The sequence below is a fragment of the Parahaliea aestuarii genome, from assembly GCF_008064635.1.
Lineage (GTDB): Bacteria > Pseudomonadota > Gammaproteobacteria > Pseudomonadales > Halieaceae > Parahaliea > Parahaliea aestuarii.
Genome location: NZ_VRYZ01000005.1, coordinates 110,210 through 133,706 on the forward strand (window position 1 = coordinate 110,210; position 23,497 = coordinate 133,706).

Annotated in this window: 28 protein-coding genes and 3 tRNA genes; 22 read left to right on the top strand and 9 right to left on the bottom strand. The window is 64.6% G+C overall.

Annotated elements, in window-relative coordinates; all coding sequences use genetic code 11:
• The first annotated feature begins 35 nt into the window (after nt 1-35).
• The gene (gene prmB / locus FVW59_RS12230; RefSeq protein ID WP_148064634.1) at nt 36-926 is read left to right on the top strand and encodes a 50S ribosomal protein L3 N(5)-glutamine methyltransferase; all 891 of its coding nucleotides are present in this window, start codon (nt 36-38) and stop codon (nt 924-926) included.
• A complete protein-coding gene (locus FVW59_RS12235; protein WP_148064635.1) occupies nt 923-1,777 on the top strand; it encodes an AraC family transcriptional regulator in 855 nt (284 codons plus the stop codon). The genes prmB and FVW59_RS12235 overlap by 4 nt, the downstream gene beginning before the upstream one ends.
• Here the strand turns inward: FVW59_RS12235 and FVW59_RS12240 are convergent.
• Entirely contained in the window at nt 1,742-2,332 is a 591-nt protein-coding gene (locus tag FVW59_RS12240) for a LysE family translocator (protein ID WP_148064636.1), read from the bottom strand. The two genes, FVW59_RS12235 and FVW59_RS12240, sit on opposite strands and share 36 nt — an antisense overlap.
• A gap of 158 nt (nt 2,333-2,490) precedes the next feature.
• Between FVW59_RS12240 and aroC the strand changes: the two genes are divergently transcribed.
• Nucleotides 2,491-3,603, top strand: a complete 1,113-nt coding sequence (gene aroC / locus FVW59_RS12245) for a chorismate synthase (protein WP_148064637.1) — start codon at nt 2,491-2,493, stop codon at nt 3,601-3,603.
• A gap of 12 nt (nt 3,604-3,615) precedes the next feature.
• The gene (locus FVW59_RS12250) at nt 3,616-3,843 is read left to right on the top strand and encodes a hypothetical protein (protein ID WP_148064638.1); all 228 of its coding nucleotides are present in this window, start codon (nt 3,616-3,618) and stop codon (nt 3,841-3,843) included.
• A gap of 10 nt (nt 3,844-3,853) precedes the next feature.
• Here FVW59_RS12250 and FVW59_RS12255 read toward each other — a convergent pair whose 3' ends face one another.
• Complete coding sequence (locus FVW59_RS12255; protein ID WP_148064639.1) at nt 3,854-4,381, bottom strand: glycine cleavage system transcriptional repressor; 528 nt, start codon at nt 4,379-4,381, stop codon at nt 3,854-3,856.
• A 74-nt stretch (nt 4,382-4,455) separates the two neighbouring features.
• On the opposite strand from FVW59_RS12255, the gene FVW59_RS12260 reads away from it, so the two are divergent.
• The 8 genes from FVW59_RS12260 to msrB all read left to right on the top strand — a co-directional run bounded on the left by FVW59_RS12260 (nt 4,456) and on the right by msrB (nt 10,115).
• On the top strand, nt 4,456-5,253 hold the full coding sequence (locus FVW59_RS12260; protein WP_148064640.1) for a class I SAM-dependent methyltransferase: 798 nt from the start codon (nt 4,456-4,458) through the stop codon (nt 5,251-5,253).
• Nucleotides 5,253-5,504 (top strand): YheU family protein, encoded by a 252-nt coding sequence (locus FVW59_RS12265; RefSeq protein WP_148064641.1) that lies wholly within the window; start codon nt 5,253-5,255, stop codon nt 5,502-5,504. Before FVW59_RS12260 ends, FVW59_RS12265 begins: the two co-directional genes overlap by 1 nt.
• Nucleotides 5,501-5,755 (top strand): sulfurtransferase TusA, encoded by a 255-nt coding sequence (gene tusA, locus FVW59_RS12270; protein WP_148064642.1) that lies wholly within the window; start codon nt 5,501-5,503, stop codon nt 5,753-5,755. Before FVW59_RS12265 ends, tusA begins: the two co-directional genes overlap by 4 nt.
• Nucleotides 5,752-6,375 (top strand): elongation factor P hydroxylase, encoded by a 624-nt coding sequence (locus tag FVW59_RS12275; RefSeq protein WP_246139725.1) that lies wholly within the window; start codon nt 5,752-5,754, stop codon nt 6,373-6,375. Before tusA ends, FVW59_RS12275 begins: the two co-directional genes overlap by 4 nt.
• The gene (locus tag FVW59_RS12280; RefSeq protein ID WP_148064643.1) at nt 6,375-7,277 is read left to right on the top strand and encodes a 5'-3' exonuclease; all 903 of its coding nucleotides are present in this window, start codon (nt 6,375-6,377) and stop codon (nt 7,275-7,277) included. The genes FVW59_RS12275 and FVW59_RS12280 overlap by 1 nt, the downstream gene beginning before the upstream one ends.
• A 36-nt stretch (nt 7,278-7,313) precedes the next feature.
• On the top strand, nt 7,314-8,471 hold the full coding sequence (locus FVW59_RS12285; RefSeq protein ID WP_148064644.1) for a 4-phosphoerythronate dehydrogenase: 1,158 nt from the start codon (nt 7,314-7,316) through the stop codon (nt 8,469-8,471).
• The gene (locus FVW59_RS12290; protein WP_148064645.1) at nt 8,468-9,598 is read left to right on the top strand and encodes an ATP-NAD kinase family protein; all 1,131 of its coding nucleotides are present in this window, start codon (nt 8,468-8,470) and stop codon (nt 9,596-9,598) included. Before FVW59_RS12285 ends, FVW59_RS12290 begins: the two co-directional genes overlap by 4 nt.
• Nucleotides 9,599-9,704: 106 nt before the next feature.
• Nucleotides 9,705-10,115 (top strand): peptide-methionine (R)-S-oxide reductase MsrB, encoded by a 411-nt coding sequence (msrB, locus tag FVW59_RS12295; protein ID WP_148064646.1) that lies wholly within the window; start codon nt 9,705-9,707, stop codon nt 10,113-10,115.
• Between the two features lie 18 nt (nt 10,116-10,133).
• Here the strand turns inward: msrB and FVW59_RS12300 are convergent.
• The 3 genes from FVW59_RS12300 to FVW59_RS12310 form a co-directional block, all read right to left on the bottom strand.
• A tRNA-Gly gene (locus FVW59_RS12300) sits at nt 10,134-10,209 on the bottom strand.
• Between the two features lie 126 nt (nt 10,210-10,335).
• Nucleotides 10,336-10,411 (bottom strand) — tRNA-Glu (locus FVW59_RS12305).
• 84 nt (nt 10,412-10,495) lie between these two features.
• Nucleotides 10,496-10,879: a PA2817 family protein gene (locus FVW59_RS12310; protein ID WP_148064647.1), complete on the bottom strand. Its 384-nt coding sequence runs from the start codon at nt 10,877-10,879 to the stop codon at nt 10,496-10,498.
• Between the two features lie 95 nt (nt 10,880-10,974).
• Here FVW59_RS12310 and FVW59_RS12315 point away from each other — a divergent pair, with 95 nt between their 5' ends.
• The 5 genes from FVW59_RS12315 (at nt 10,975) to FVW59_RS12335 (ending at nt 15,152) form a co-directional block, all read left to right on the top strand.
• A complete protein-coding gene (locus tag FVW59_RS12315; protein WP_148064648.1) occupies nt 10,975-11,892 on the top strand; it encodes an ABC transporter ATP-binding protein in 918 nt (305 codons plus the stop codon).
• Entirely contained in the window at nt 11,889-12,662 is a 774-nt protein-coding gene (locus tag FVW59_RS12320) for an ABC transporter permease (RefSeq protein ID WP_148064649.1), read from the top strand. Before FVW59_RS12315 ends, FVW59_RS12320 begins: the two co-directional genes overlap by 4 nt.
• 4 nt (nt 12,663-12,666) lie before the next feature.
• Nucleotides 12,667-13,485 carry an NADPH-dependent 7-cyano-7-deazaguanine reductase QueF gene (queF, locus tag FVW59_RS12325; RefSeq protein WP_148064650.1) on the top strand — a complete coding sequence of 273 codons (819 nt, stop codon included), beginning with the start codon at nt 12,667-12,669 and terminating at the stop codon, nt 13,483-13,485.
• Nucleotides 13,486-13,627: 142 nt separating this feature from the next.
• A tRNA-Ser gene (locus FVW59_RS12330) sits at nt 13,628-13,715 on the top strand.
• 255 nt (nt 13,716-13,970) lie between these two features.
• Nucleotides 13,971-15,152: a cytochrome P450 gene (locus FVW59_RS12335; RefSeq protein WP_187275868.1), complete on the top strand. Its 1,182-nt coding sequence runs from the start codon at nt 13,971-13,973 to the stop codon at nt 15,150-15,152.
• Between the two features lie 31 nt (nt 15,153-15,183).
• On the opposite strand, the gene FVW59_RS12340 is transcribed toward FVW59_RS12335, so the two are convergent.
• Both FVW59_RS12340 and FVW59_RS12345 read right to left on the bottom strand, forming a co-directional pair.
• Entirely contained in the window at nt 15,184-16,554 is a 1,371-nt protein-coding gene (locus FVW59_RS12340) for a diguanylate cyclase domain-containing protein (protein WP_148064652.1), read from the bottom strand.
• A 131-nt stretch (nt 16,555-16,685) separates the two neighbouring features.
• Nucleotides 16,686-17,699, bottom strand: a complete 1,014-nt coding sequence (locus FVW59_RS12345; protein ID WP_222711503.1) for an LLM class F420-dependent oxidoreductase — start codon at nt 17,697-17,699, stop codon at nt 16,686-16,688.
• Between the two features lie 157 nt (nt 17,700-17,856).
• Here FVW59_RS12345 and moaC point away from each other — a divergent pair, with 157 nt between their 5' ends.
• The 5 genes from moaC to FVW59_RS12370 all read left to right on the top strand — a co-directional run bounded on the left by moaC (nt 17,857) and on the right by FVW59_RS12370 (nt 20,203).
• The gene (gene moaC / locus FVW59_RS12350) at nt 17,857-18,345 is read left to right on the top strand and encodes a cyclic pyranopterin monophosphate synthase MoaC (protein ID WP_148064653.1); all 489 of its coding nucleotides are present in this window, start codon (nt 17,857-17,859) and stop codon (nt 18,343-18,345) included.
• Nucleotides 18,342-18,590, top strand: coding sequence for a MoaD/ThiS family protein (locus FVW59_RS12355; protein WP_148064654.1), 249 nt, complete (start codon nt 18,342-18,344; stop codon nt 18,588-18,590). Before moaC ends, FVW59_RS12355 begins: the two co-directional genes overlap by 4 nt.
• Before the next feature lie 3 nt (nt 18,591-18,593).
• Nucleotides 18,594-19,034: a molybdenum cofactor biosynthesis protein MoaE gene (locus FVW59_RS12360; RefSeq protein ID WP_148064655.1), complete on the top strand. Its 441-nt coding sequence runs from the start codon at nt 18,594-18,596 to the stop codon at nt 19,032-19,034.
• 84 nt (nt 19,035-19,118) lie between these two features.
• Nucleotides 19,119-19,589, top strand: a complete 471-nt coding sequence (locus tag FVW59_RS12365; RefSeq protein ID WP_148064656.1) for a flavin reductase family protein — start codon at nt 19,119-19,121, stop codon at nt 19,587-19,589.
• Between the two features lie 65 nt (nt 19,590-19,654).
• On the top strand, nt 19,655-20,203 hold the full coding sequence (locus FVW59_RS12370) for an NUDIX hydrolase (protein WP_148064657.1): 549 nt from the start codon (nt 19,655-19,657) through the stop codon (nt 20,201-20,203).
• A gap of 46 nt (nt 20,204-20,249) precedes the next feature.
• Here the strand turns inward: FVW59_RS12370 and FVW59_RS12375 are convergent, their stop codons facing one another.
• Nucleotides 20,250-21,134 carry a lysophospholipid acyltransferase family protein gene (locus FVW59_RS12375; protein ID WP_246139726.1) on the bottom strand — a complete coding sequence of 295 codons (885 nt, stop codon included), beginning with the start codon at nt 21,132-21,134 and terminating at the stop codon, nt 20,250-20,252.
• A 42-nt stretch (nt 21,135-21,176) separates the two neighbouring features.
• Nucleotides 21,177-23,420 carry a phosphoenolpyruvate--protein phosphotransferase gene (gene ptsP, locus FVW59_RS12380; protein WP_148064658.1) on the bottom strand — a complete coding sequence of 748 codons (2,244 nt, stop codon included), beginning with the start codon at nt 23,418-23,420 and terminating at the stop codon, nt 21,177-21,179.
• Nucleotides 23,421-23,497: the final 77 nt, after the last annotated feature.

The window sequence follows — 23,497 nt, forward strand, 5'->3', positions numbered from 1 at the left end:
CCGTCCCTTGTGGCCGGCCGCGCTACAGGACGCTTATGCACACGGTTAACGACGCTCTGGAATACTGCGCGCAGGCGCTCGACTCGGCGGGGGTCTGTTTCGGCCACGGCTGCGACAACGCCTGGGACGAAGCGGTGCAACTGGTGCTGATGGCGATGGACTTGCCCGTGGATGCCGACGACAGCGTATTGCCGCTGCCGGTCGACAGCGCCCGGCGCAAGCGCATAGAGGGCTGGCTCACGCGGCGCATCGAAGAGCGGGTGCCGCTGCCGTATCTGACCGGGCGCGCCTGGTTTGCCGGTCTCGAGCTACGCTGTGACGAACGCGCCATTGTCCCGCGCTCGCCGCTGGGCGAGCTGATCCTCGATGACTACGCTCCCTGGTACGAAGGGCCGCCGCCGCGGCGCGTTCTCGATCTGTGCTGTGGCGGCGGTGCTATCGGGCTTGCCGCGGCCCACTATGGGGCCGAATGTGTCGTCGACCTGCTCGATCTCGACACGGAGGCCCTGGCCCTGGCGCAGGAGAATTGCGTACAGCTCGGCCTGCAGGGGAGGGTGGAGTGCCTGGCATCCGACCTGTTCTCCGCCGTGTCCGGGCGGCGCTACGACATCATCCTCAGCAATCCCCCCTATGTGGACGCGGCTGACCTGGCTTCGATGCCGGCGGAGTATCACCACGAGCCGGAGCTGTCTCTCGGGTCCGGTGCCGATGGACTGGATATCACCCGTCGCATCCTGGCCGCAGCGGAGCATTACCTGGAGCCCCACGGCCTGCTGGTGGTGGAAGTGGGCAACAGCTGGGAAGCGCTGGAGGCGGCCTATCCGCGGGTGCCCTTTACCTGGCTGGAATTCGAGCACGGCGGCCACGGGGTGTTCGCGCTTGGCGCCCGGGAGTTGCACGCCTACCGCAAGGAGCTGACTGGATGAATGACAGCCACCAACCCCGTTTCTGGCGCGATGCGCGCATGCCGCAGGTTGAACTGCGCAAAGTGGCCGACGGTCGCGAGGTTTGCTACGCGCTGCACAGTCACCGCCACTGGTCGCTTGGCGCCATTACCGGCGGCCGCAGCACCTTCCTTTACCGCGACCAAATGCTGCCGGTATCGGAAGGCGCGCTGGTACTGATGAATCCCGAGTGGCCGCATGCCTGTAACCCCGTGGACAACGAGCCCTGGTCCTACCTGATGCTGTATGTCGATACCGGCTGGCTGTGTCACCTGCGCCACGCCTGCGGTCTGTTGCCAGGGACGCAGTGGCGCGACATCGCGACGGCCGTTGTCACTGATCCGGCCCTTTACCGGGGCTACTGCGCGCTGGCGGATTGCCTGCTCGATACCGGGCGGGAATTGCTCGACAAGCAAACGCAGCTGGTGGAATACCTGTCGGACCTGATGTTCAGCGTGGACGGTGGCGCGGCGGAATCCTTTCCCGCCGCTTCGGCGGAGCTGGCGCAGGTGGCCGCCTATCTCGACGCCCACTGTACGCAAGACCTGTCGCTGGACGATCTCTGTGCGCTCAGCGGGTACAGCCAGGGACACCTGATCCGCAGCTTCAGGCGCCACTTCGGTATGACGCCGCACGCCTACCTGTTGAACCGCCGTGTCCAGTACGGGCAACGGCAGTTGAAAAACGGTTTGAGCATCGCTGCTACCGCCCATGCCGCCGGTTTTGCCGATCAGGCACATTTCCAGCGCACGTTCAAACGGCTGGTGGCGGCCACGCCGTGCCAGTATCGCGGGCCATCAGAGCAGGAGCAGAAGACAGCTCGACGCCAATAGGACTGCCAGGACACGGTTGATGGCTCGCAGTACGCGCGGTTGGTTCACGACGGAGCGGAGGCTGGCACCGGCCAGCACCCAGGCGCTGAGGGACAGCCAGCAAATAGGCAGGTAGAGCGCCGCGAACAGGGCGATGTATGCGGTGTCGCTACCGGCAAAGGCGCCAATACCGGCGGCGGAGGCCAGCCATGCCTTGGGATTGAGCCACTGCATCAGGGCGCCGCTGACGAAGCCCGGCGCCCGCTGTGCGTCACAGGTATCGAGCCTGCCATCATCCCGGGCCAGCTGTACGCACAGGTAGAGCAGGAACAAAACGCCGGCGACAGTCAGCCAGCGCTCCAGTTCCGGCCGTTCGGCCAGCAACGCACCGAGGCCGAATCCGATGGCCAGGAACAGGGCGATAAATCCCAACGTGGCACCGGTAACAAAGACAAGACCCCGGGCGAGGGGATAGCGCGTGCCACTGCTGAGACAGACCAGATTGACCGGGCCCGGCGAAATGGATGCCGCCAGGGCAAAGGCAGACATGGACAGGGCGGAAGACAGCAGGCTCATGGGGTAATCTCCTGGGTTGAGCGGATGCAGTCTGTCGCTTTCCCGGTGCTGCCGTATTGAACAAAATTGCTGTTCTGCGCCGAGATTCCGGCAGACGCTATCGAACTGCCCTGCCTCCCTTATATAATCGACTGCTTTTGGGCGCGGAACCTTTCACCATGGCTGGCAATACCTTTGGCAAACTTTTCACCGTTACCAGCTTTGGCGAGAGCCACGGCCCGGCCCTGGGCTGTATCGTCGACGGCTGCCCGCCGGGGCTGGCGCTGGAGGCCAGCGACCTGCAGCGCGACCTCGACCGACGCAAGCCCGGCACCTCCCGCTACACCACCCAGCGCCGGGAGGCGGACGAGGTCAAGATTCTCTCCGGAGTGTTCGAAGGCAAAACCACCGGCACCTCTATCGGCCTGCTGATCGAGAATACCGACCAGCGCTCGAAGGACTATTCCAATATCCAGAATACCTTTCGCCCGGCCCACGCCGATTACACCTACAACCAGAAGTACGGCTTTCGCGACTACCGCGGCGGCGGTCGCTCTTCGGCCCGCGAGACCGCCATGCGCGTGGCCGCCGGCGCCATCGCCAAGAAATACCTGCGCCTGCGCTACGGCATCGAGGTGCGCGGCTATCTCAGCCAGCTCGGCCCGATTCGCGCCGAGCAGCTCGACTGGGACTGCGTGGAAAGCAATCCCTTCTTTTGCCCCGACGCCGGCAAGGTGGCGGAAATGGAAGAGTTCATGGCGGCCCTGAACAAGCGCGGTGATTCCATCGGCGCCCGTATCAACGTAGTGGCCAGCGGCGTGATGCCGGGTCTCGGTGAGCCGGTGTTCGATCGTCTCGACGCCGATATCGCCAGCGCCATGATGGGCATCAACGCGGTGAAGGGGGTGGAGATCGGCGCCGGTTTCGCCAGTGTCGAGCAGCACGGCAGCGAGCACCGTGACCTGCTGACGCCGCAGGGCTTTGTCGGCAACAACGCGGGTGGCGTGTTGGGCGGCATTTCCAGCGGCCAGGACATAACCGTCAGTATCGCCTTGAAGCCCACCTCCAGTATCCGCCAGCCCGGCGCCACCATCGACACCGCCGGTGAAGCCATGGAAATGGCCACGCACGGTCGCCACGATCCCTGTGTGGGCATTCGCGCCACGCCCATCGCCGAGGCCATGCTGGCCCTGGTGCTGATGGATCATGTCCTGCGCCATCGCGGCCAGAACATGGATGTGCAGTGCGATACACCGGTGATTCCCGCCCGGGCGCCGGACACGCGGGGCTGAGGTAGAGTAATCATGGCCAGGAGCCGCGCCGCCAAACGCTTTCTGCGCACCATGGTGCTGGGCATACTGGCCCTGGCGACCCTTATCTGGGCGGCGGTGGACCAGTTCGGCGTGTCCACCGATACCCTGCTGGAACTGGCGCTGGGGGCGCTGTTGATGGTGGGCTTTGCCATCGTTGCCGCCGCCCTGTTTGTCGCGCTGTGGGTGGGCTTGCGGCGCCTGCTGCGGCGCCGCGACTGAGGCGGTCCCCCTAGCTGAGGATCTCCTCCAGATCGATGTCCAGGGTCATCTCGTTGCCGATGATTTCCAGCGCCTCGGACAGCTCTTCCAGTCGCGCATCGGGCGCGGTGTCTGCCTCGATCAGGGCCTGGAACAGGGGCTCTGCCGTCATCGGCGCGCTGACCACCTCGCTGTCCATTTCCACCACATTGAAATGCTGCCTGGCCAGGGCGCGAGACACCTCCAGCACAATGCCGGGCCGGTCCGGCCCGATCAGGCTGAGTTTGATACGCCGCGCCGAGGCGAGGGCGACGGTCGATGCAGTGGGCGTGACCCTGACACTGAGGCCGCTGGCGGCCAGCCCCTTCAGTTCGGCTTCCAGGCCTTCTGCCCGCTCGGTGGGCAGGCTCACCAGCACCAGACCGGCGAATTTTCCGCCGAGCTGGGTGAGCCGGCTTTCCTGCCAGTTGCCGCCGGCGGCACCGATAACCGAGGACAGCTGTTCCACCAGACCGGGGCGGTCATCGCCGATAAAGGTGACGATAAAGGATGTTTCCATGCCGCTGGACTCCACATTCGTTAGCGCAGCCCGTATATTAACGCGCAAATTCCCCTTGTTATAAGGAGCACGTCATGAAAGTTGCCATTGCATTGCTGCTGGCCCTGTCCGCCAGCCTGGCCCACGCGGCGCTGGACTGGGATACCGCCCTCAACGGCGCCCAGCGCAGCGAGGAGAACAAGGCCCGCGACGCGTTTCGCCACCCGCGGGAGACCCTGGAGTTCTTCGGTATTGCCGAGGGCATGAACGTCCTCGAAGTGTCCCCCGGCGGCGGCTGGTACTCCGAGGTGATTGCGCCGCTGATGAAGGATAACGGCACTTATTTCGCCGCCCACGGCAGCCTGAACCCGCCCAACGCCTACTACCGCAATTCCCTCGGCAAGTACCTGCAAAAACTGGCGGCAGACGACGATCTCTACGGTTCCGTGGTGGTCACCCAGTTGCAGCCCCCGAGCGAAATGACCGCGGCCCCGGCCGCTTCTGTGGATCTGGCGGTGGCCTTTCGCAACGTCCACAGCTGGATGCGCGGCGATGTGCTGGAGCCCACCCTCAAGGCGGTGTTCACGGCTCTCAAACCCGGCGGTCGCTTCGGACTGGTGCAGCACCGCGCCAAACCCGGCACCGATGTCGAAACCATGAAATCCAGCGGTTACGTGAGTGAGGAGTATGTTATTGCAGCAGCGGAGAAAGCCGGTTTCAAGCTGGTGAAACGCTCTGACATCAACGCCAACCCGAAAGATACCGCCGATCACCCTAACGGGGTATGGAACCTGCCTCCGGTCCTGCGCGATGGCGAGAAAGATCGCGAGAAGTACATGGCCATTGGCGAGAGCGACCGCATGACCCTGCTGTTCGAGCGTCCCGGAGCCTGATGGCCCAATTGCTCGACATTCCCGCCGGCCGGTTGCAGGCCGACACCCTGCAGGGGTTGCTGGAGGAGTTCGCCTCCCGCGATGGCACTGATTACGGCCTGCGGGAGGCCAGCCTGGAAGACAAGGTCAGCCAGTTGCGCCAGGGGCTGGATAGCGGCGCCCTGAAACTGTTGTACGACGCCGAATCGGAGCACTGGGACCTGGTGGACCGGGAGCGGGCCGAACAGTGGCTGGCCGGGGAGGGCGCGTGAGCGATTCGCCCCCGGTAAGCCAGCATGAACTCGATACCTGCGGCCTCTACTGCCCGGAGCCGGTCATGATGCTGCACAACACGGTGCGTGACATGGCGGTGGGCGAAGTGGTGGAGGTGATCGCCACCGATCCGGCCACCGAGCGGGACATCCCCAAGTTTTGCCACTTCCTCGGCCATGAACTGCTGTACCAGCAGGTATCGGCGGGCGAGTATCGCTACTGGCTGCGCAAGGCGGCGCCGTCGACATGACGGCAGCCGAGCCGGCGCTACAGCCGGGTTTTGCGGGCGGCATGCCTGCGAGCGGTACAGGCTTTGACTGCCGCCTGCTGGAGCAGGTGTTCCAGCGCTGCTTTGCCGATAGCGAAAACACCCGGCTGCTCGGCGGCGCGGCGGAGCCGGAGTATGTCCCCGCGGGGGAGCCCGGACCCGGCGGTCCGTGTGCTTACCACCGCCTGTACTTCCGCGAGGACTATTTCGCCAGCGCCCTGCACGAGTGCGCACACTGGTGTATTGCCGGCCCCGGGCGCAGGCAGCTGCGGGATTTTGGTTACTGGTACGCCCCGGACGGTCGCAGCGTGGAGCAGCAGGCGGCCTTCCAGCAGGTGGAAGTGGCGCCGCAGGCGCTGGAGTGGTACTTCGCCCGCGCCTGTGGCTACCCCTTTCGTGTCAGTCTCGACAATCTTGCCGGTGGTGAAGCGGCGCGCCGGGAAGAGGCGGCGTTTCGCATCGCCGTCACCGCCGAGGCCAATCGTCGCCGCGGCGATGGCCTGCCGCCGCGCGCCGCGCAGTGGTTCCGGGCCCTGAGCGAGACCTTTGGCACCCACCTGTGCGCACCGTCACTGGTATTCAGCGTGGACGACCTGGGCTGATGCCACAGCGGGCCTGGCTGCTCGACGCCTCCATCTATATTTTTCGCGCCTGGTTCTCCCTGCCGGACCGCTGGCACAGCCCCGACGGCATGCCGCTGAATGCCGTGGTGGGTTATGCCGGCTTCCTGGCCTCCATGGTGGAGCGCTGCGCACCGCAGGCGCTGCTGGCGGCGGCCTTTGACGAGAGTCTGGGTACGTGCTTCCGCAATGCCATCTATCCCGGGTACAAGGCCAGTCGCAGCCTGCCGGACGAAACACTGGCATTTCAGTTGCATGCCTGTCGTGAACTGACCGAACGGCTGGGACTGCCCTGTTACGGTGGCCCGGACTATGAGGCCGACGACTACCTCGCGACTCTGGCGCGCCTGTGCCGGGAGGCCGGATATCCGGTCACGCTGGTAAGCCGCGACAAGGACCTGGGGCAGTTGCTGTTTCCCGGTGATGCGCTGTGGGATGCCGCCGCAGATCAGGCATTGGACGCAGACGGCTTCCGCCAGCGTTTCGGTGTCCTGCCGCGGCAGTTTCCCGATTACCAGGGCCTGGTGGGCGATGCCATCGACGACATCCCCGGGGTGCCGGGCGTCGGTGCTCGCAGCACGGTGGCACTGCTGACGCACTTCGACAGCCTGGATGCGCTGGCCGTTCGCCTCGATGAGGTAGCGGGGCTGCCCCTGCGCGGCGCATCGGGCCTGCAGCGCAAACTTGAGGCCCACTGGCCCCAGGCCTTGATGTCGCGCGAGCTGGCGCGGCTGGAGAGCGCCGTACCGGGCGTGAGCGACGTTCCGCGCTGGCGCATGGACCTGCAGTCGCTAGAGGCGGTTCGGGACTATTTACAGGCGCTGGGGCTGGGTGGCCGGCTGCTGCAGCGCTGGCAACAACTGGCGGCGCGTGTCGCCGCCTGAAGAGCAGCTCCGCACCGGCGCTGACGGAGGTAGAGAATGAGTGGCTTGAAAATCATCGCCGATGCCAACATGCGCGGCGTGGAAGCGGTGTTCCAGCCCTACGGTGAGGTACACCTGGTCGAGGGGCGCAGCCTGCGACGCCAGGACCTGCAGGGCGCGGACGTGCTGCTGGTGCGCTCGGTCACCAGCGTCGACAGCGAACTGTTGCGCGGCACCGGCGTGCGCTTTGTCGGTACCGCCACCAGTGGCCTGGAGCATGTGGACGGACACTATCTGGCGGAGCAGGGTATCCGCTTCGCCCACGCCCGCGGCTCCAATGCCAACGCGGTCGTCGAGTACGACCTGGCGGCCATTGCCGCCTGCGACGACTACCTGGAGCGGCTGCTGGACGGCGGTGTGCTCGGCATAGTGGGGCAGGGGCATGTGGGGGCCGCACTGGCGCGTTGCGCACGCGCTCTGGGTATTCGCATTCGCTGCCACGACCCCTGGCTGGAATCGGTGGAAGACCAGGCCGACCTGGCCGCGGTGCTGGCCGCCGACGTGATCTGCCTCCACCCGGAACTCACGCGCCGCAAGCCCCACCCCAGCTATCATTTGCTCAATGCCGATAGGCTGGCGCAGGTGTCGGGCGACAGCCTGCTGATCAATACCAGCCGCGGCGCGGTGGTGGATAACGCCGCCCTGTGTGAGCGGCTGCAGCAGGGGCGTGGCCCGGCCTGTGTACTCGACGTGTGGGAGCACGAGCCCCATCTGCAACCTGGCCTGCTGGAGCAGGTGCGACTGGGCACGCCCCATATTGCGGGCCACAGCCTGGATGCCAAGCTGGAGGGAACCCGCATGCTCGGCGCCGCGCTGGCGACGGCCTTTGACCTGGCGCCCCCCGGGGTTCCCCGGGAGGCCGGAGGCGCGCCAACCCTGTCGGCGCCACAGGAACTTGCGGGTAGTGCGCTGTTGCGCTGGCTGTTGTCGGCGCGCTACGACATTGGCGCCGACGATGCGGCCCTGCGCCATGCCGTGACAGGGCCCGGCACTGCGGCAACCCCCGCTGCGGTGGCCGCGGCATTTGACGACTTGCGCCGCCACTATCCCCAGCGCCGCGAACTGCGCGGCAGCCCGGTGTGCGCGCCGTCAGCGCCGGAGGCCTGGGCCAGTGCCCTGGGCTACCAGCCAGTGGCTGCGGAGTCGACGCGGTGAGTCGCCTGCGCATCGGGCTGTTGATCAATCCCCTGGCAGGTGTGGGCGGCAGCCTTGCGATGAAGGGCTCCGATGGCGAAATGATCCGCGAGCGGATCGCCAGAGAGGGCGCCTCACTGCGCTCCGCGGAGCGCGCCCGGCGCGCCCTGTCGCTGTTGTGCGCGCCAGGTCTGCAGCTGTCCTTTGTGACCTGGGGCGGCGCCATGGGGCAAACGGTGCTGGAGGAGCTGGGGTTTGCGCCGGCGGTACTCGGGCGCGCGGAGCGGGAGCCCAGCAGCGCCGCCGATTCGCGCCGGGCCGCGGCGGAACTCTCGCAGGCCTGTGACCTGCTGGTGTTTGTCGGCGGCGACGGCACTGCCCGCGATGTCTACGACGCCGTGGGCGAGCAGCAACCGGTACTGGGCATACCCGCCGGGGTGAAAATGCACTCGGCGGTGTTTGCGGTGTCACCGGAGGCGGCCGGTGAGCTGCTGCTGCAACTGGCCCGGGGCGGCCTGGTGGGGCTGCGGCGGCAGGAGGTGCGCGACATCGACGAGACTGCCTTCCGCGAGGGCCGTGTGCGCACCCGCTTCTACGGTGAAATGATGGTGCCGGGGGAGGGGCGCTTCCTGCAGCACACCAAGGTGGGCGGACGCGAAGACCAGGTCCTGGTTGCCGCGGATATCGCCGCCTGGCTGGCGCCGGAACTGGATCCGCACACGCTCTACCTGCTGGGTCCGGGTTCTACTACGGCAGCGTTGCTCGAGGCGCTGGGCCTGCCCGCTACCCTGCTGGGCGTGGACGCTTTGCGCGGCGGTGAAATCCTCGCCGCCGATGCGGACGAAAGCGGCCTGCTGGCCTTGCTGGCCGGGCACGATGGCCCGGCGCAGATCATTGTCACGGCCATTGGGGGGCAGGGCCACATTTTCGGGCGCGGCAACCAGCAACTTTCACCCCTGGTCATTCGCGCGGTGGGGCGCCAGAATATTCGCCTGATCGCCGCCAAATCGAAGATCGCGGCGCTGGAAGGGCGGCCCCTGCTGGTGGATACCAATGACCCGGCCCTGGATAGGGAACTGGAGGGCTACTACCCCGTAACCACAGGCTACGAGGATGAAATCCTGTATCGGGTGGCAGCCTCCACCTGAGGCTTCCCTGGCTCCGGGTGGGCAATCCTCAGCGATCCGCAAAACGGCGAAATTAGCTGCCGGTGTATGCTATGGTCGCATTATCGGGCTGGCGGGGTAGCGGGCTATGGTTGGCAAAACACCAGACACAGTGGTACCCAGGGACGACGATTACTGGCGTGAACGGCTGACGCCACAGGAGTTCCACATTTGTCGTCAGCAGGGCACTGAGCGCGCATTTACCGGCGAATACTGGGACTGTGACAACGTCGGGGTGTACCGCTGCCGCTGCTGCGACAGCGCCCTGTTTCATTCTTCGGCCAAGTACGATGCCGGTTGTGGCTGGCCCAGCTTCTGCCGCCCCCTGGAGCGGGACAACATCCTCGAGAAACCCGACACCAGCCACGGCATGAACCGGACAGAGGTAGAGTGCACCCAGTGTGGCTGCCATCTCGGCCACCTGTTCAGCGACGGCCCGGCACCCACCGGCCTGCGCTATTGCATCAACAGTGCATCGATCCGGCTGGAGGAAGACTAGGTAAGTAGGGGGAGAGATTGGAGCGGGAAACCGGGTTCGAACCGGCGACCTCAACCTTGGCAAGGTTGCGCTCTACCAACTGAGCTATTCCCGCACATCAACGCGTTTATACCGCCGTCGCGGTCGCCGGAACCGGCGAGACTGGGCGTCCCCCCTCAACCCTGGCAAGGTTGCGCTCTACCAACTGAGCTATTCCCGCACCTGAAGTGCCCTGATTGAGTGGCGTCCCCTAGGGGGTTCGAACCCCTGTTCCCGCCGTGAAAGGGCGGTGTCCTAGGCCACTAGACGAAGGGGACGCATCAGGTCTCAATCAAGAGGCGCGCATTGTAGGTAGGGCCACCCCTTGCGTCAAGCTTGAATTTGGAAAATTCCGGGAATTTCTACTGGCCTTTCAGTAGCTTGGCCCGAGCGGCCGCCAGGTCGATGACCTCGCCCCGGGCTGCGGCCTCGTCGCGCGCTTCGTCCACCTGCTGGTAGCCGGCGATCTCTTCATCGGTCAGGTAGTGCAGGCATTCACCGCCCAGGAACCAGAGCAGTTCCCGCGGCACCGTGGGCGCAAACTCGGGGTAGGCCGTGAACAGGCGGTTGACCAGCTCCGGGCCGTCCCGGTAAAGATGGCCGCTGTCTTCACCGGCCCGCTGGCAGGCGGCGGCCAGTTCCGCCAGTGGATCGCCCTCTGTCAGGGAGGCGCAGCGGCGCACCATGATGGCGGCGAACTCGCGCCAGGTGTCCAGGCTGTGTTGCAGGTACTGTTCATCGTTCATGCCGTGGCTTCCTGTTGCGGTGGCTGTGGTCGTTAAGGGCGGGGATTACAGGTACAATGGCGCGCCTTGTCTGCCGCAGAATGACGCGCTATTTCATGATACCAGCCCTGACTATCGAAAATCTCAGCAAGTCCTACAGTAATGGCTTTCAGGCCCTCAAGGGCATCAGCCTCGAGGTGCGGCAGGGGGACTTTTTCGCCCTGCTGGGTCCCAACGGCGCCGGCAAGTCCACCACCATCGGCATCATTTGCTCACTGGTCAGCAAGAGTGGCGGCCGGGTAGCGGTGCACGGTGTCGATATCGACGAGGACTTTCCCGCCGCCAAGAAATTCATCGGCATCGTGCCGCAGGAATTCAACTTCAACCAGTTCGAGAAGGTGCGCGACATCGTCGTCAACCAGGCCGGCTACTACGGCCTGCCGGCGCACCTCGCCGCGGAGCGTGCAGACAAATACCTGAAGGAACTGGGCCTGTGGGACAAGCGCGATGTCGCTTCTCGCATGCTCTCCGGCGGCATGAAGCGGCGCCTGATGATTGCCAGGGCCCTGGTGCACGAACCGAAGCTGCTGATTCTCGACGAGCCGACCGCCGGGGTGGATATCGAAATGCGCCGCTCCATGTGGGACTTCCTGCGCAAGATCAACGCCGAGGGCACCACCATCATCCTCACCACGCACTACCTGGAAGAGGCGGAGGCCCTGTGCCGCAATATCGCCATCATCAATCACGGCAACATCGTCGAGAACAGTTCCGTGCGCGACCTGCTGAAGCGCTTGCACCGGGAGGTGTTCATTCTCGACTGTGCCGCGGCGCTGCCCGAGAGCATCGCCATCGAAGGTTTTGTGACCCGGGTGATCGATGAGCAAAGTCTGGAAGTGGAAGTGGAAAAGGGCCAGCACATCAACGAGGTTTTCACCCAGATGGATCGTCACGGCATACAGGTAACCAGTATGCGCAATCGCGCCAACCGTCTTGAAGAGATGTTCGTCAACCTGGTGGAGGGCGCCGCATGACCCCGCGCGAGCAATTCATCGCCTTCATGACAATCCTGCGCAAGGAAATCAAGCGCTATACCCGCATCTGGACCCAGACGCTGTTGCCGTCGGCCATCACCATGTCCCTGTACTTCGTGATCTTCGGCTCGCTGATCGGCTCGCGCATTGGCGACATGGGCGGCTTTACCTATATGCAGTTCGTTGTGCCGGGCCTGATCATGATGGCCATCGTCACCAACTCCTATTCCAATGTGGTGTCCTCCTTTTTCGGCTCCAAGTTCAACCACAGCGTGGAGGAACTGCTGGTGTCGCCCACGCCCAACTACGTCATCCTGATGGGTTACGTACTGGGCGGTGTGACCCGGGGCCTGCTGGTGGCGGTGATCGTGACCATTGTGTCCCTGTTTTTCACCCACCTGCATATCCACAACTGGTTCGTGGTGATCGCCATCGTGCTGATGACCTCGATCCTGTTCGCCCTGGCGGGCTTTATCAACGCCGTTTATGCCAACAACTTTGACGACATATCCATCGTCCCGACCTTTGTGCTGACGCCGTTGATTTACCTCGGCGGTGTGTTCTACTCCATGGAATTGCTGCCGGACTTCTGGGCGGCTGTATCCAAGCTCAATCCGCTGGTGTATGTGGTCAACGCCTTCCGCTACGGCGTGCTGGGCGTGTCCGACGTGAGTCTGCCCTTCGCCTTTGGCATGATTGCACTGTTCACCGTGGCGGCCTTTGTCTTCAGCATGCACCTGCTGAATTCCGGCAAGCGCCTGCGGCAGTAACCCGATGGCCGATACCAACGACGAGGGATTGCTGCTCGGCCGCCAGGTACCGGTCAGCGAGCATTATGCGCCGGAGCTGCTCTATCCCATCCCGCGCCGCCTGGCGCGCGACGCCCTGGGCATCGATGCCTCCGCGCTGCCCTTTGAGGGGGTGGACCTGTGGCACGCCTACGAACTGTCCTGGCTGGACGGGCAGGGCAGGCCGGTGTCGCGGGTGGGGCGCTTCTCCGTGCCGGCACACAGCGCCAACCTGGTGGAGTCCAAGTCTTTCAAGCTCTACCTGAACTCCCTGAACCAGGAGTCCTTCGAGAGCGACGACGAGGCAGTGCAGCGTATCTGCACCGACCTCAGCGCGGCGGCCGGCGCCGAGGTCGGACTGACTCTCTTTGCCCCCGATGACCCGGGCCTGGCCGGTCAGGCCCTGCCGGGTGCTTGCCTGGACGACTTGCCGGGCCGTTGGCGCGCGGGGGAACCCGATGCCAGCCAGCTGGCGCAGGGCCGCGCGGGAGCGATGGAAGTGCACACCCACCTGTTGCGTTCCCTGTGCCCGGTCACCGGCCAGCCCGACTGGGCCAGCGTGTGGATCGCCATGACGGGCGCCAGTGTCGACGGCGTGAGTCTGCTCAACTACCTGCTGGCCTACCGCAACCACCAGGAATTCCACGAGCAGTGTGTCGAGCGCATCTTCCTCGACCTGCAGTCCGCCTGCGCCCCGGCTGAACTGCACGTGCAGGCTTTCTACACCCGCCGCGGCGGGCTCGATATCACGCCCTTTCGCAGCACCGGGGGGCGCCTTCCGCTGCCGCGAATGAACCGCCAGTAGCGCGACGATATTTCCTGCGCCAAAACGGGCAGACAGGACTGGCAATCGACAAATCCTGTGGTATTATGCGCGCCCTCTGCTGCAGAGGCCGACCGGCCATCAGCAGCGCAGCCCGGCGCAAGGCGGGGCAGACAAGTTATCTGGTGAGGTGGCCGAGTGGTCGAAGGCGCACGCCTGGAAAGTGTGTAACGGGAAACCGTTCGAGAGTTCGAATCTCTCCCTCACCGCCATACAAACGCAAAAGGGGCCCGATGGGCCCCTTTTGCGTTTGTGGGGTGGTCAGGGGTTCATGATGAGAACTCTCCAGTTCGACAAATTGCGCCAGCAATTTGCAACGAGGCGCGCCAGCGCCGAAGCCCGCAGGGTCACTGCAGCCGATGGGCTGCAGTGATTCATCTCTCCCGAAGCCCCGTCCGCAATCCACCCATCCACAATATCCCACCACCATCTATACTCCTCCCATAATAGCCCCCGGGAGGCCCATAATGACAATCGCCCAGCCCCATCCGCAGGACGTCGACTTTGCCTACGACCCCCTGCCGGATCTGCACGGTGTCATCGACGAGTTGCGAGCGGCGGGGCCGGTCGTTCCGGTCACCTACCACGGGGGCCGCGCCTGGCTCATTACCGGGTTCGATGCATTGAAAGAAGCCTTCTCCGATGAAGTACATTTTCAGGCGGCAGCGGCCTACCGTGTGCACTCGGAGCCGTCCATGGGCAAGACCATCCAGACCATGGCCGGCAACGAGCACCGCATCAATCGCGCCCTGGTGTCTTCACCCTTCTTTCCGCGTCAGGTGAGGGAGCGGGTCGAGTCGCTGCTGGAACCGGAGGCCCACGCTGTTGTGGATCGCTTTGCCGGCGCGGCCGAGGTCGACCTGATTGCGGCCTATGCCCGGCCCTATCCCTACCGGGTTATTACGCGCATGCTGGGCATTCCCACCCACGATGAACAGACCTTCCTGGAGTGGGCGCTGAAGCTGATTGATTTTCCCTGGGACCCCGAGGGGGCGCTGCGCGCGCGGCAGGATTTCAGCGCCTACATGGCGCCGATTATCGAGTCGCGGCGACAGCAGCCGGCGGATGACGTCCTGTCGATTCTGGCTACCACCGCGTTCGAGGGGCACTACCTCGACGACGAGCAGATCCTGTCTTTCTGTCGCCTGCTGTTTCCGGCCGGTTCCGACACCACCTATAAAATTCTCGGCAGCCTGCTGACCTATATCCTGCGCGACCCGGCGCTGGTGGCCCTGGCACGGGGCAGCGATGACGAGCGCGCGGCGCTGGTGCAGGAAGGGCTGCGCATCGAGTCGCCCACCGCGCTGCTGCCGCGCATGTGCAGCAAGGACATCCGCTTCCACGGCGCCGCTATGCAGGCGGGTGACTGGGTGCTGTTTGGCGTTACCGCGGCCAACAGTGATCCGGCGGTGTTTCCGGAGCCGCGTCGTTTTCTGCCCGGGCGCGACAACAAGAACCTGGCCTTTGGCCACGGCGTGCACTTCTGCCTGGGATCGCACCTCGCAAGGCGCGAACTGGAATGCTCCCTCAAGGTACTGTTCGAGCGCTTCCCGGCCATGTGCATTGCCCCGGGCAGGGAGCCGAGCATTACCGGGGCGGTGATGCGTGGCCCGCAGCATCTTTGGGTGGAGCCGGGCGCCGGCGCCTGATCGTATTCGCCGATGTGCAGGGTGGTGGCGATTATCGCCAGGAAGAAATGACCTCAAGCCGTTCGCGCTTGCTGCGGTACATCATCTCGTCCGCCCGCGCCAGCAGTTCCTTTACGCTGGTGTCCTGCCCATAGCAGAGGGCGTAGCCGATGCTGACCGATGGCTGGATTTTTTCGCCGTGCCAGAACAGCGTGCTGGAGTGCATGTGGGCGCGAATTTTCTCGACAATCGCCTCCGCCTGCGGTTTTTCGCTGACACGGTGCAGGATCACGATGAACTCGTCGCCGCCGAGGCGGGCGACAATGTCCGCCGTGCGCACGGCCTGCTGCAGGTGCCTGGACACATGTACCAGCAGGGCGTCGCCCGCCTCATGGCCGAGGTTGTCGTTGACCTCCTTGAAGCGGTTGAGATCGATCAGCAGGAGGGTGAAATGGGCGGGGCGGGAACCGCCGGAAATCAGCCGGTGAAGGTGGGCCATGACAAAGCGGCGGTTGGGAATATGGGTCAGCTCGTCGATCAGCGCAGCGTTGCGGCTGAGTCGGTAGGCGCGGAACAGCAGCAGGATGGAGGTGATGATCAGTGCGGTGACCGCCAGCGCGATGCCGCGAATGAAGGCGACAGCGCCCCGCAGTCCGGGTGTATCGCTGTCGTGATAGCGTGCGGCCAGTTGCCAGACGTCGGACGGGGTGTTCACCGGCAGCTCGATATCGGGCGCCGCAAAGACGCTTTCATCGCCATAGATCAAGACTGGCTCGCCGGATTCTATGTCCGCCCGGCGCAGGGCAACGGAAGCGCCCTCAATGGCCGCCAGGCCGGATGCCTCGACAATACTCTGAAAGCCCATCACTACGCTGACAGAGCCCCAGTAGTTCTGGTTGTAGGGAAAGTCGCGGAAAATCGGAAAGCGGGCGATGAGAGCATCTCCACCCTGCACCAACTGCACCGGCCCGGCAATGTAGACATCTTCCGACTCCCGCGCGCGCTGTATGGAGCGCATCTGCTCCGGCACGGTGCGAAAGTCGAGGCCAAGGGCCTTTTCGTTGCCCTCGATCGGGTAGATCTGTGAAATCACATCGCCCGGGGCGATGCCCACGCTGCGCAGGGTGGTGGATTTTTCAAACAGCTTTTCGGCGACGGTTTTCCAGCGGTTTTCACTCAGCTCAGGATCCATGGTGATAAAGCTGGCGAGGCTGTCTGACAGGTAGGTGTTGCGCAGCATTTCGGCTTCCAGCCGCGCGCGGGCCAGGGCGATGGCCTGGTGCGCCTGCTCCCGCTCCAGGTCGATGGCGCGCTCGCGGAACAGCCTGACAAAGGACTCCTCGGCGTATATGCCAAAGCCAATCAGGGCGAGAATGCCCAGACCGATTGCGGCCTTGTTGCGTTTTGTCAGTGCGGTCGCCATGTGCCCGATCAGGTGTCAAAACAGCAGCGTAGCCGAAGCCCATCCGGGATTCAAAAGCCCCCGTCACCCCCATTCAGGTGATTGCAGGGCCAGCTCCGGCGTGGATGGATAAGCGCAGCCGGGCGGCGCGATCAGAGCACCAGCTCTGCCATGTCGCGTATCAGTTGCAGGTCGCCGTGAATCAGCAGGCTGGTGACCGGCGAGTCCTCCCAGTCCTGCAGTTTCTCGCGAATGCGTTCTTTCGGCCCGCACAGGGAGATTTCATCGGCGAAGGCGTCCGGGACACAGGCGATGGCCTCATCCCGCTTGCCTTCGAAAAACAGGTTCTGGATGGTCTCCGCTTCGTCGGCGAAGCCCATGCGCGCCATCAGCTCCTTGTGGAAGTTGCGCTGCTTGGAGCCCATGCCGCCGATGTAGAAGCCGAGCATGGCCTTGACCGGATAGAGGGCTGTGGCGAGGTCGTCGTTGATGTTCACCATGACGGTACTGGAAATTTCAAAGCCGGCGGGAGCGCCAGCGAGCTGGTCGGCGTAGACCTCCTGACGGTAGGGTGAATAGTAGAGGGGCAGCCAGCCGTCGGCGATCTCGGCGGTCTGGGTGACATTCTTCGGGCCTTCCGCGCCAATAAAGATGGGCAGATCGGCGCGCAGCGGGTGGGTGATGGGCTTCAGCGGCTTGCCCATGCCCCAGGCATTGTCACCGCGAAAGGGCAGGGGATAGAACTCGCCATCGGAGGTCACGGGCGCCTCGCGCCGCAGCACCTGGCGGATGATGTCCACATACTCCCGGGTACGGGTCAGGGGCTTGGCGTAGGGCTGGCCGTACCAGCCCTCCACGACCTGGGGCCCGGATACGCCGAGGCCAAGGATCATGCGTCCGCCCGACAGGTGGTCGAGGGCCAGGGCTGCCATCGCGCAGGCAGTGGGGGTGCGCGCCGAAAGTTGCGCCACCGAGGTGCCGAGCCGGATAGTGGACGTCCGGGCGCCGATCCAGGCCAGAGGGGTGAAGCAGTCGTTGCCCCAGGATTCGGCGGTCCACACCGAGTCATAGCCGAGGTTCTCCGCCTCCACAGCGCGCTCGACAAAGTCCGGTGGCGGCTGTGCGCCCCAGTAACCCAGTTGCAGTCCCAGCTTCAGTTTGGCCATGTCGGCATCTCCGTGAAAATACAATGGCCTACTTTACGGCTACCGCGCGCCGCTGCAATCAGTCGTTGCGGCCAGCGGCTCTGACAGGAATGATCACCCGGTATGATTTGCAGGGGCGATTGGATAGACTTTGCGGTCACCCCGGCCGGAGACTTTCATGAGCAAACTGACCCACCTCGACGACAGCGGTGCCGCCCGTATGGTGGATGTCGGGGGCAAGGCGGAAACCGTGCGCGAAGCGCTGGCGCAGGCCCGGGTTGTGATGCAGCCGGAGACCCTGGCGCTGTTGCTGTCGGGCGGCCACAAAAAGGGCGACGTGTTCGCCGTGGCCCGGGTGGCGGGTATCCAGGGCGCCAAGAAGTGCGCCGATCTCATCCCCCTCTGTCACCCACTGATGCTGAACAGCGTCAGTGTGGATTTCGAGCCCGACGAGGCCAACAGCGAAGTGCGAGTGCTCGCCCGCTGCCGGGTATCGGGCCGGACCGGGGTGGAGATGGAAGCACTTACCGCCGCCTCCGTCGCCGCCCTGACGCTCTATGACATGTGCAAGGCGGTGGACCGGGGAATGGAAATTCGCAGTGTGGCGCTGCTGGAAAAGCAGGGCGGCAACAGCGGCCACTGGCTTAGGGAGGACAGTGCGCCGTGATCAACGTAGTGTTCTTCGCCCGGGTGCGCGAGGCGCTCGGCACCGATGGCCTGCAGATGGCCGCCCCGGAGGCGCCCGACCTCGACACCCTGCTGTCCACCCTGCGCCAGCGGGGGGAACCCTGGGCGTCGGTTCTGGCCGAGGCCAACCTGTTGCACGCTGTCAATCACGAGGTGGTTCACGGCAACACCGTGCTCAACGATGGCGACGAAGTGGCCTTTTATCCGCCGGTGACCGGGGGTTAGTGGATGGGCATTCGGGTGCAGGTGCAGGCACAGGACTTTGACCCTCTCGAACTCCAGCGCCAGCTGGAAGGCGATGACGCCGGCGCCGTAGTGACCTTCACCGGCTACGTCAAAGCCGGCACGGACGCCGTGACCGCGATAGAACTGGAGCACTATCCCGGGATGACCGAGCGCAGCATTGAGGCAATCGCCCGCGAAGCGGTGGAACGCTGGTCGCTGAAGAGCGTCGGCGTGGTGCATCGTATCGGTCGACTCGACACCGGCGCGCAGATTGTCTGGGTCGGCGCCAGTGCGCTACACAGGGGTGAAGCCTTCAGCGGATGCGAGTTCGTGATGGACTACCTGAAGACCCGCGCGCCCTTCTGGAAGAAGGAATTCGGCCAGTTTGGCGAGCACTGGGTCGAGGCCCGCGACAGTGACCAGCAGCGGGCCGGCCGCTGGTGACACCACCTGAATGGGGGATGCGGCAGTTTGCCCCCGCGTCGACAATAGCCAACAGCAAAATACACCTTGGAGGTACAGCGGAATATGGAAGGACGTGAACTGAGAAATGCGCTGGGGCGCTTCGCCACCGGCGTCTGCATCATCACCACTACTACCGAAGAGCGGGTTCCAATCGGCATGACCGCCAACTCGTTCGCCGCGGTTTCACTGGAGCCGCCGCTGGTGCTGTGGAGCCTGCAGAATAACTCAGAGGTCTACCGCGACTACGCCGCCGCCCGCTATTTCAATATCAATGTGCTGTCCAATGAACAGCAGGCCCTGTCCAACCAGTATGCGCGCAAGGGTGATCACGCCGTAGCCAGCGAACATTTTCGCCCGGGCAAGTACGGCGCGCCGGTGATTCGCAATGCGCTGGTGACCTTCGAGTGCGAACTGGACGCCACCCATGCCGGCGGTGACCACCTGATCATTGTCGGCCGGGTGCTGAACATGACGCACCGGCCCACCGGCAAGCCGCTGCTGTTCTACGGCGGCACCTACGGCGAAATCCACTGAGGCCTGTCAGCGCCCCGGCGATGTGACTATACTGGGGCGTTTTAGCCGGCCGTGAACGCCACACAATGAATTTCTGTTCCAGTTGCGGCAGCGCCGTATCCCTTACCATCCCCGCGGGTGACGACCGCGAGCGCTATGTCTGTGTGTCCTGCGAGGCCATCCACTACACCAACCCGCGGGTGATCGTCGGCTGTCTGCCGGTGTACGAAGGCCGCGTGTTGCTGTGCCGCCGGGCCATTGAGCCGCGGCGCAATTTCTGGACCCTGCCCGCCGGTTTTATGGAGAACGGCGAAACCAGCGCCGGCGGCGCGGCCCGCGAGACCTGGGAAGAGGCCGAGGCGAAAGCGATCGATCTGCAGCTCTACCGCATTTTTGATGTGCCTCACATCAGTCAGCTCTATATGTTCTATCGCTGCGGACTGGAGGACGGCGCGTTTGGCGCGGGGCCCGAGAGCCTTGAGTCAGCGCTGTTTGACGAGGCGGATGTTCCCTGGGACGAGATCGCCTTTCCGGTGGTCTACAAGGCGCTCAAGGAGTACTTTGACGACCGGCGCAGGGGCGAGTACCCGGTGCGGGTGTCGTCCATTGAACGTTTGAAGCGGCCGCCGGCCTGAAGCGCTGGCGCAACGCCTGATCGCCCGGTCGCACTGCGGCAAATCCCTAGATCGTCAGAATCCGCCGCAGCAGGCTGTCATCCCTGCGCCGCTGTTCGCGCACACGCAATAGTTCCCCCAGCTGTTCCTCGATCTGCTGCGCCACCTGGTTGCGGATTTTGCGCTGCTGGGCCTTGGTCGGGGTTTTGCCGGCGTAGGCGGAGAGGTCCACGGCTTCGCCGAAGCCGATATAGCAGCGCTGGGGTCGGGGTAGCAGGGTGCCCAGGGCGCCGCGGGGAATGGGCGGCAGCATGTCGGTGCGGGTATTTGCATCGAGCAGGCCGAAGCGGCTGAGCAGGCGGCCGAGGGCAGAGCCCGGCAACTCGTCGCTTTCTATCCAGTGGTCATAGAACTCGTCCGGTCCGACCATGCCAAAGGGCATGATGGTGTAGCCGTGCCGGGCCGCCAGGCGCACAAAGCCGTAGCGCTCCTTCCACTGCAGTTCGTACATGGCGCTGGCCGGTTTGACCGCCTCGTGGGCGCCGCCCGGGAATACCAGCAGGTCGTGCCCCTCTGCCATCAGCGCGTCGCACACGCTGGGATGGCCCATCACTGCGCCCCAGCGCAACAGCGCGTCGCCCAGGGTTTTGTTACTCCACAGGAAGCGGTCGCCCAGCGGGCGCACCATGCGGCCGAGGGCATTGTGAATGGTGGGAGAGAATACCCAGCCGTCGAGTGCAAACAGGGAGTGGTTGCCAATGAACAGGCAGGGCTGCTCGGGTACCCGTTCGCCGTGCAGTACACTTGGCCTGAACAGTTTTTGCAGCACCTTGAACATCAGCGCCAGTTGATGGTCCGGCATCAACTCCGAGGCCAGTGCCGCCTCGATATGGGCTGCCAGCGCGGCATCGTCGGCCAGGGGGTCATGGTGGCTGGAAAAATCTATCGGCACAGTGTTCGCTCCATCGTCAGCCCGTTTAAAACAGTATAGGCGCTACTGGTCGCCGAGCAGGCGGCCGAGCCCGCGCTCGCGCAGGGCCTGCTGCAGCACCTCGCGGATACCGGCGGCGTCTTCCATCTGCAGTACCTGCTGCGCCAGTGTCGTGGCGTCTGCGGCGGCGATGGAGCGCAGCAGCCACTTTATGCGCGGAATTTTCGAGGCGCTCATGCTCAAGGTGCGCACGCCGAGCCCGGCCAGTACCAGGACCGCCGCCGGATCCGAGGCCATTTCGCCGCACAGGCTCAGGGGCAGGCCGCTGTCCCGCGCGCAGAGGGCAATGCGTGACACTTCACGCAGGACGGCCGGGTGCAGGTGGTCGTAGGCTGAGGCCACCCTGGGATTATTGCGATCCAGTGCCAGCAGGTACTGGCTCAGGTCGTTGGAGCCGATGGAGACAAAGTCGATACGCGTCGCCCAGGTGGGCAGCAGCGAAATGGCCGCCGGCACTTCCACCATGATCCCCACCGGGGGGCGTTGTACGAGGTAACCTTCTTCGCGCAATTGCGTCAGGGCGTCGTCCAGCAGCAGCCGCAGGCGGTCGATTTCACCTGTGTTGCTCACCATTGGCAGCAGGATGCGCAGGTTGTCGGCCTCGCCGGCGGCGCGCAGCATGGCCCGCAACTGGGTCATCATCAGGGAACTGTTGTCGAGGCAGAAGCGGATGCCGCGCCAGCCCAGTGCCGGGTTTTCTTCCTCGATGGGGAAGTAGGGCAGGGGCTTGTCGCCACCGATATCCAGGGTGCGCATATACACCGGCTTGCCGGCGTAGGCTTTCAGCACCTGGCTGTAAATGAATTCCTGCTCGTCCTCCGAGGGGAAGGTTTCCGCCACCATGAAGGGCATTTCGGTGCGGTACAGGCCCACGCCCTCGGCACCGTTGGCGATGCCCGGGGAGATATCCGCCAGCAGACCGGTATTGGCGTACAGGCGGACTCTTTCCCCGTCGGTGGTGGTGGCGGGTTCGTTTACCAGTTCGGCCAGTTCCCCCTGCAGGGTGCGATCGGCCTGCTGCAGGCGCCGGAATTCCTTCTTCACCGACAGCGGCGGGTGCAGGATGATCTGGCCGACGTTGCCGTCGACAATCACCGGGTCGCCGTTGCTGACCGCCTTGATGGCGCCGGTTCCCATCACCGCTGGCACACCGAGGGCGTTCGCCAGCACCGCGGTGTGGGACAGGGTGGAACCCTCGAAGCAGACGATGCCCTGCAGGCGGGCCGGGTCGCAGGAGGCGATATCCGATACGCTGACCTTGCTGCCCACCAGCACAATCGGGCCGTCGCCGGGCAGGGCGCCGGTGTCGTTGTCGCCGGCCCAGGCCGAGTAGAGTTTGTTGCCGAGGTGGTAGATGTCCTCGTGGCGGGCACGCAGGTAAGGGTCCTCCATCGCCAGGAAGATGTCGGCGAAGTGCTGGACCGTCTGCCGCAGCGCGCCGGGCAGCCACTGGCCGTTGCGAATACGTTCCGCCACGCCCTGGCGCAGGTGGTTGTCCGCCAGCAGCATCTGGTAGGCGGAGAACACGGCGGCCACGCTGTCGGATACGTCGCTGCCGAGTGAGCGGCGCTCTGCCTCAACCTCGGCGCTGACCTGCTCCAGCAGCGCATACCAGCGCCCCAGGGCGGCTTCGGGGTCGTCGCAGGCCTTGTCGGAAACACTGTACAGGTCGAACTGGTCGCACATCTGCACCTTGCCGATGCCGATGCCCGGGGCGCCCTTCACCCCGCGCAGGCGACGGGTGGCGGACAAGGCATTGCTGAATTGCTGTGGGTCCGCCGGCAGTACCAGCGCGAGCTGGGCTGACAGGGTCACGAGGAAGGCCAGTTCCTCCTCGCTCATCAGCCGCGCTTCCCGGGCCTGCACCACCAGTACGCCGATCACTTCGCCGCCGCGCACCAGTGGCACGCCGCAGAAACTGTGAAAGGCTTCCTCGTGGGTTTCGGCGATGTAGCGGAAGTCCGGGTGTGCTGCGGCCTCGGCGATGTTCACGGGGTGTCGGCTGCGCGCCGCCAGCCCCACCAGGCCGGTACCTTCCGGCAACAGGGTGTGGCCGACGGATTGTGGGTCCAGGCCGTGGCTGGCTGCCAGCAACATGCCGTGATCCGGCTGGGAGATGTACAGGCTGCACACATCCACACCGATGGCGCGGTGAATGGATTCCACAATCAGTTCCACCTGCTCGGTGTGAGCAGAGGCCTGGGCGGCGGCCTGAACAATGCGGGTAAGTTCGAGTAGTGGGTTCATGGCTTGTCATTAGGCGGCAAAAGGCGCAGACGGGCAAGAGGCAAACACCTGTAATAGCAGCACCTGGAGCGGTGCTA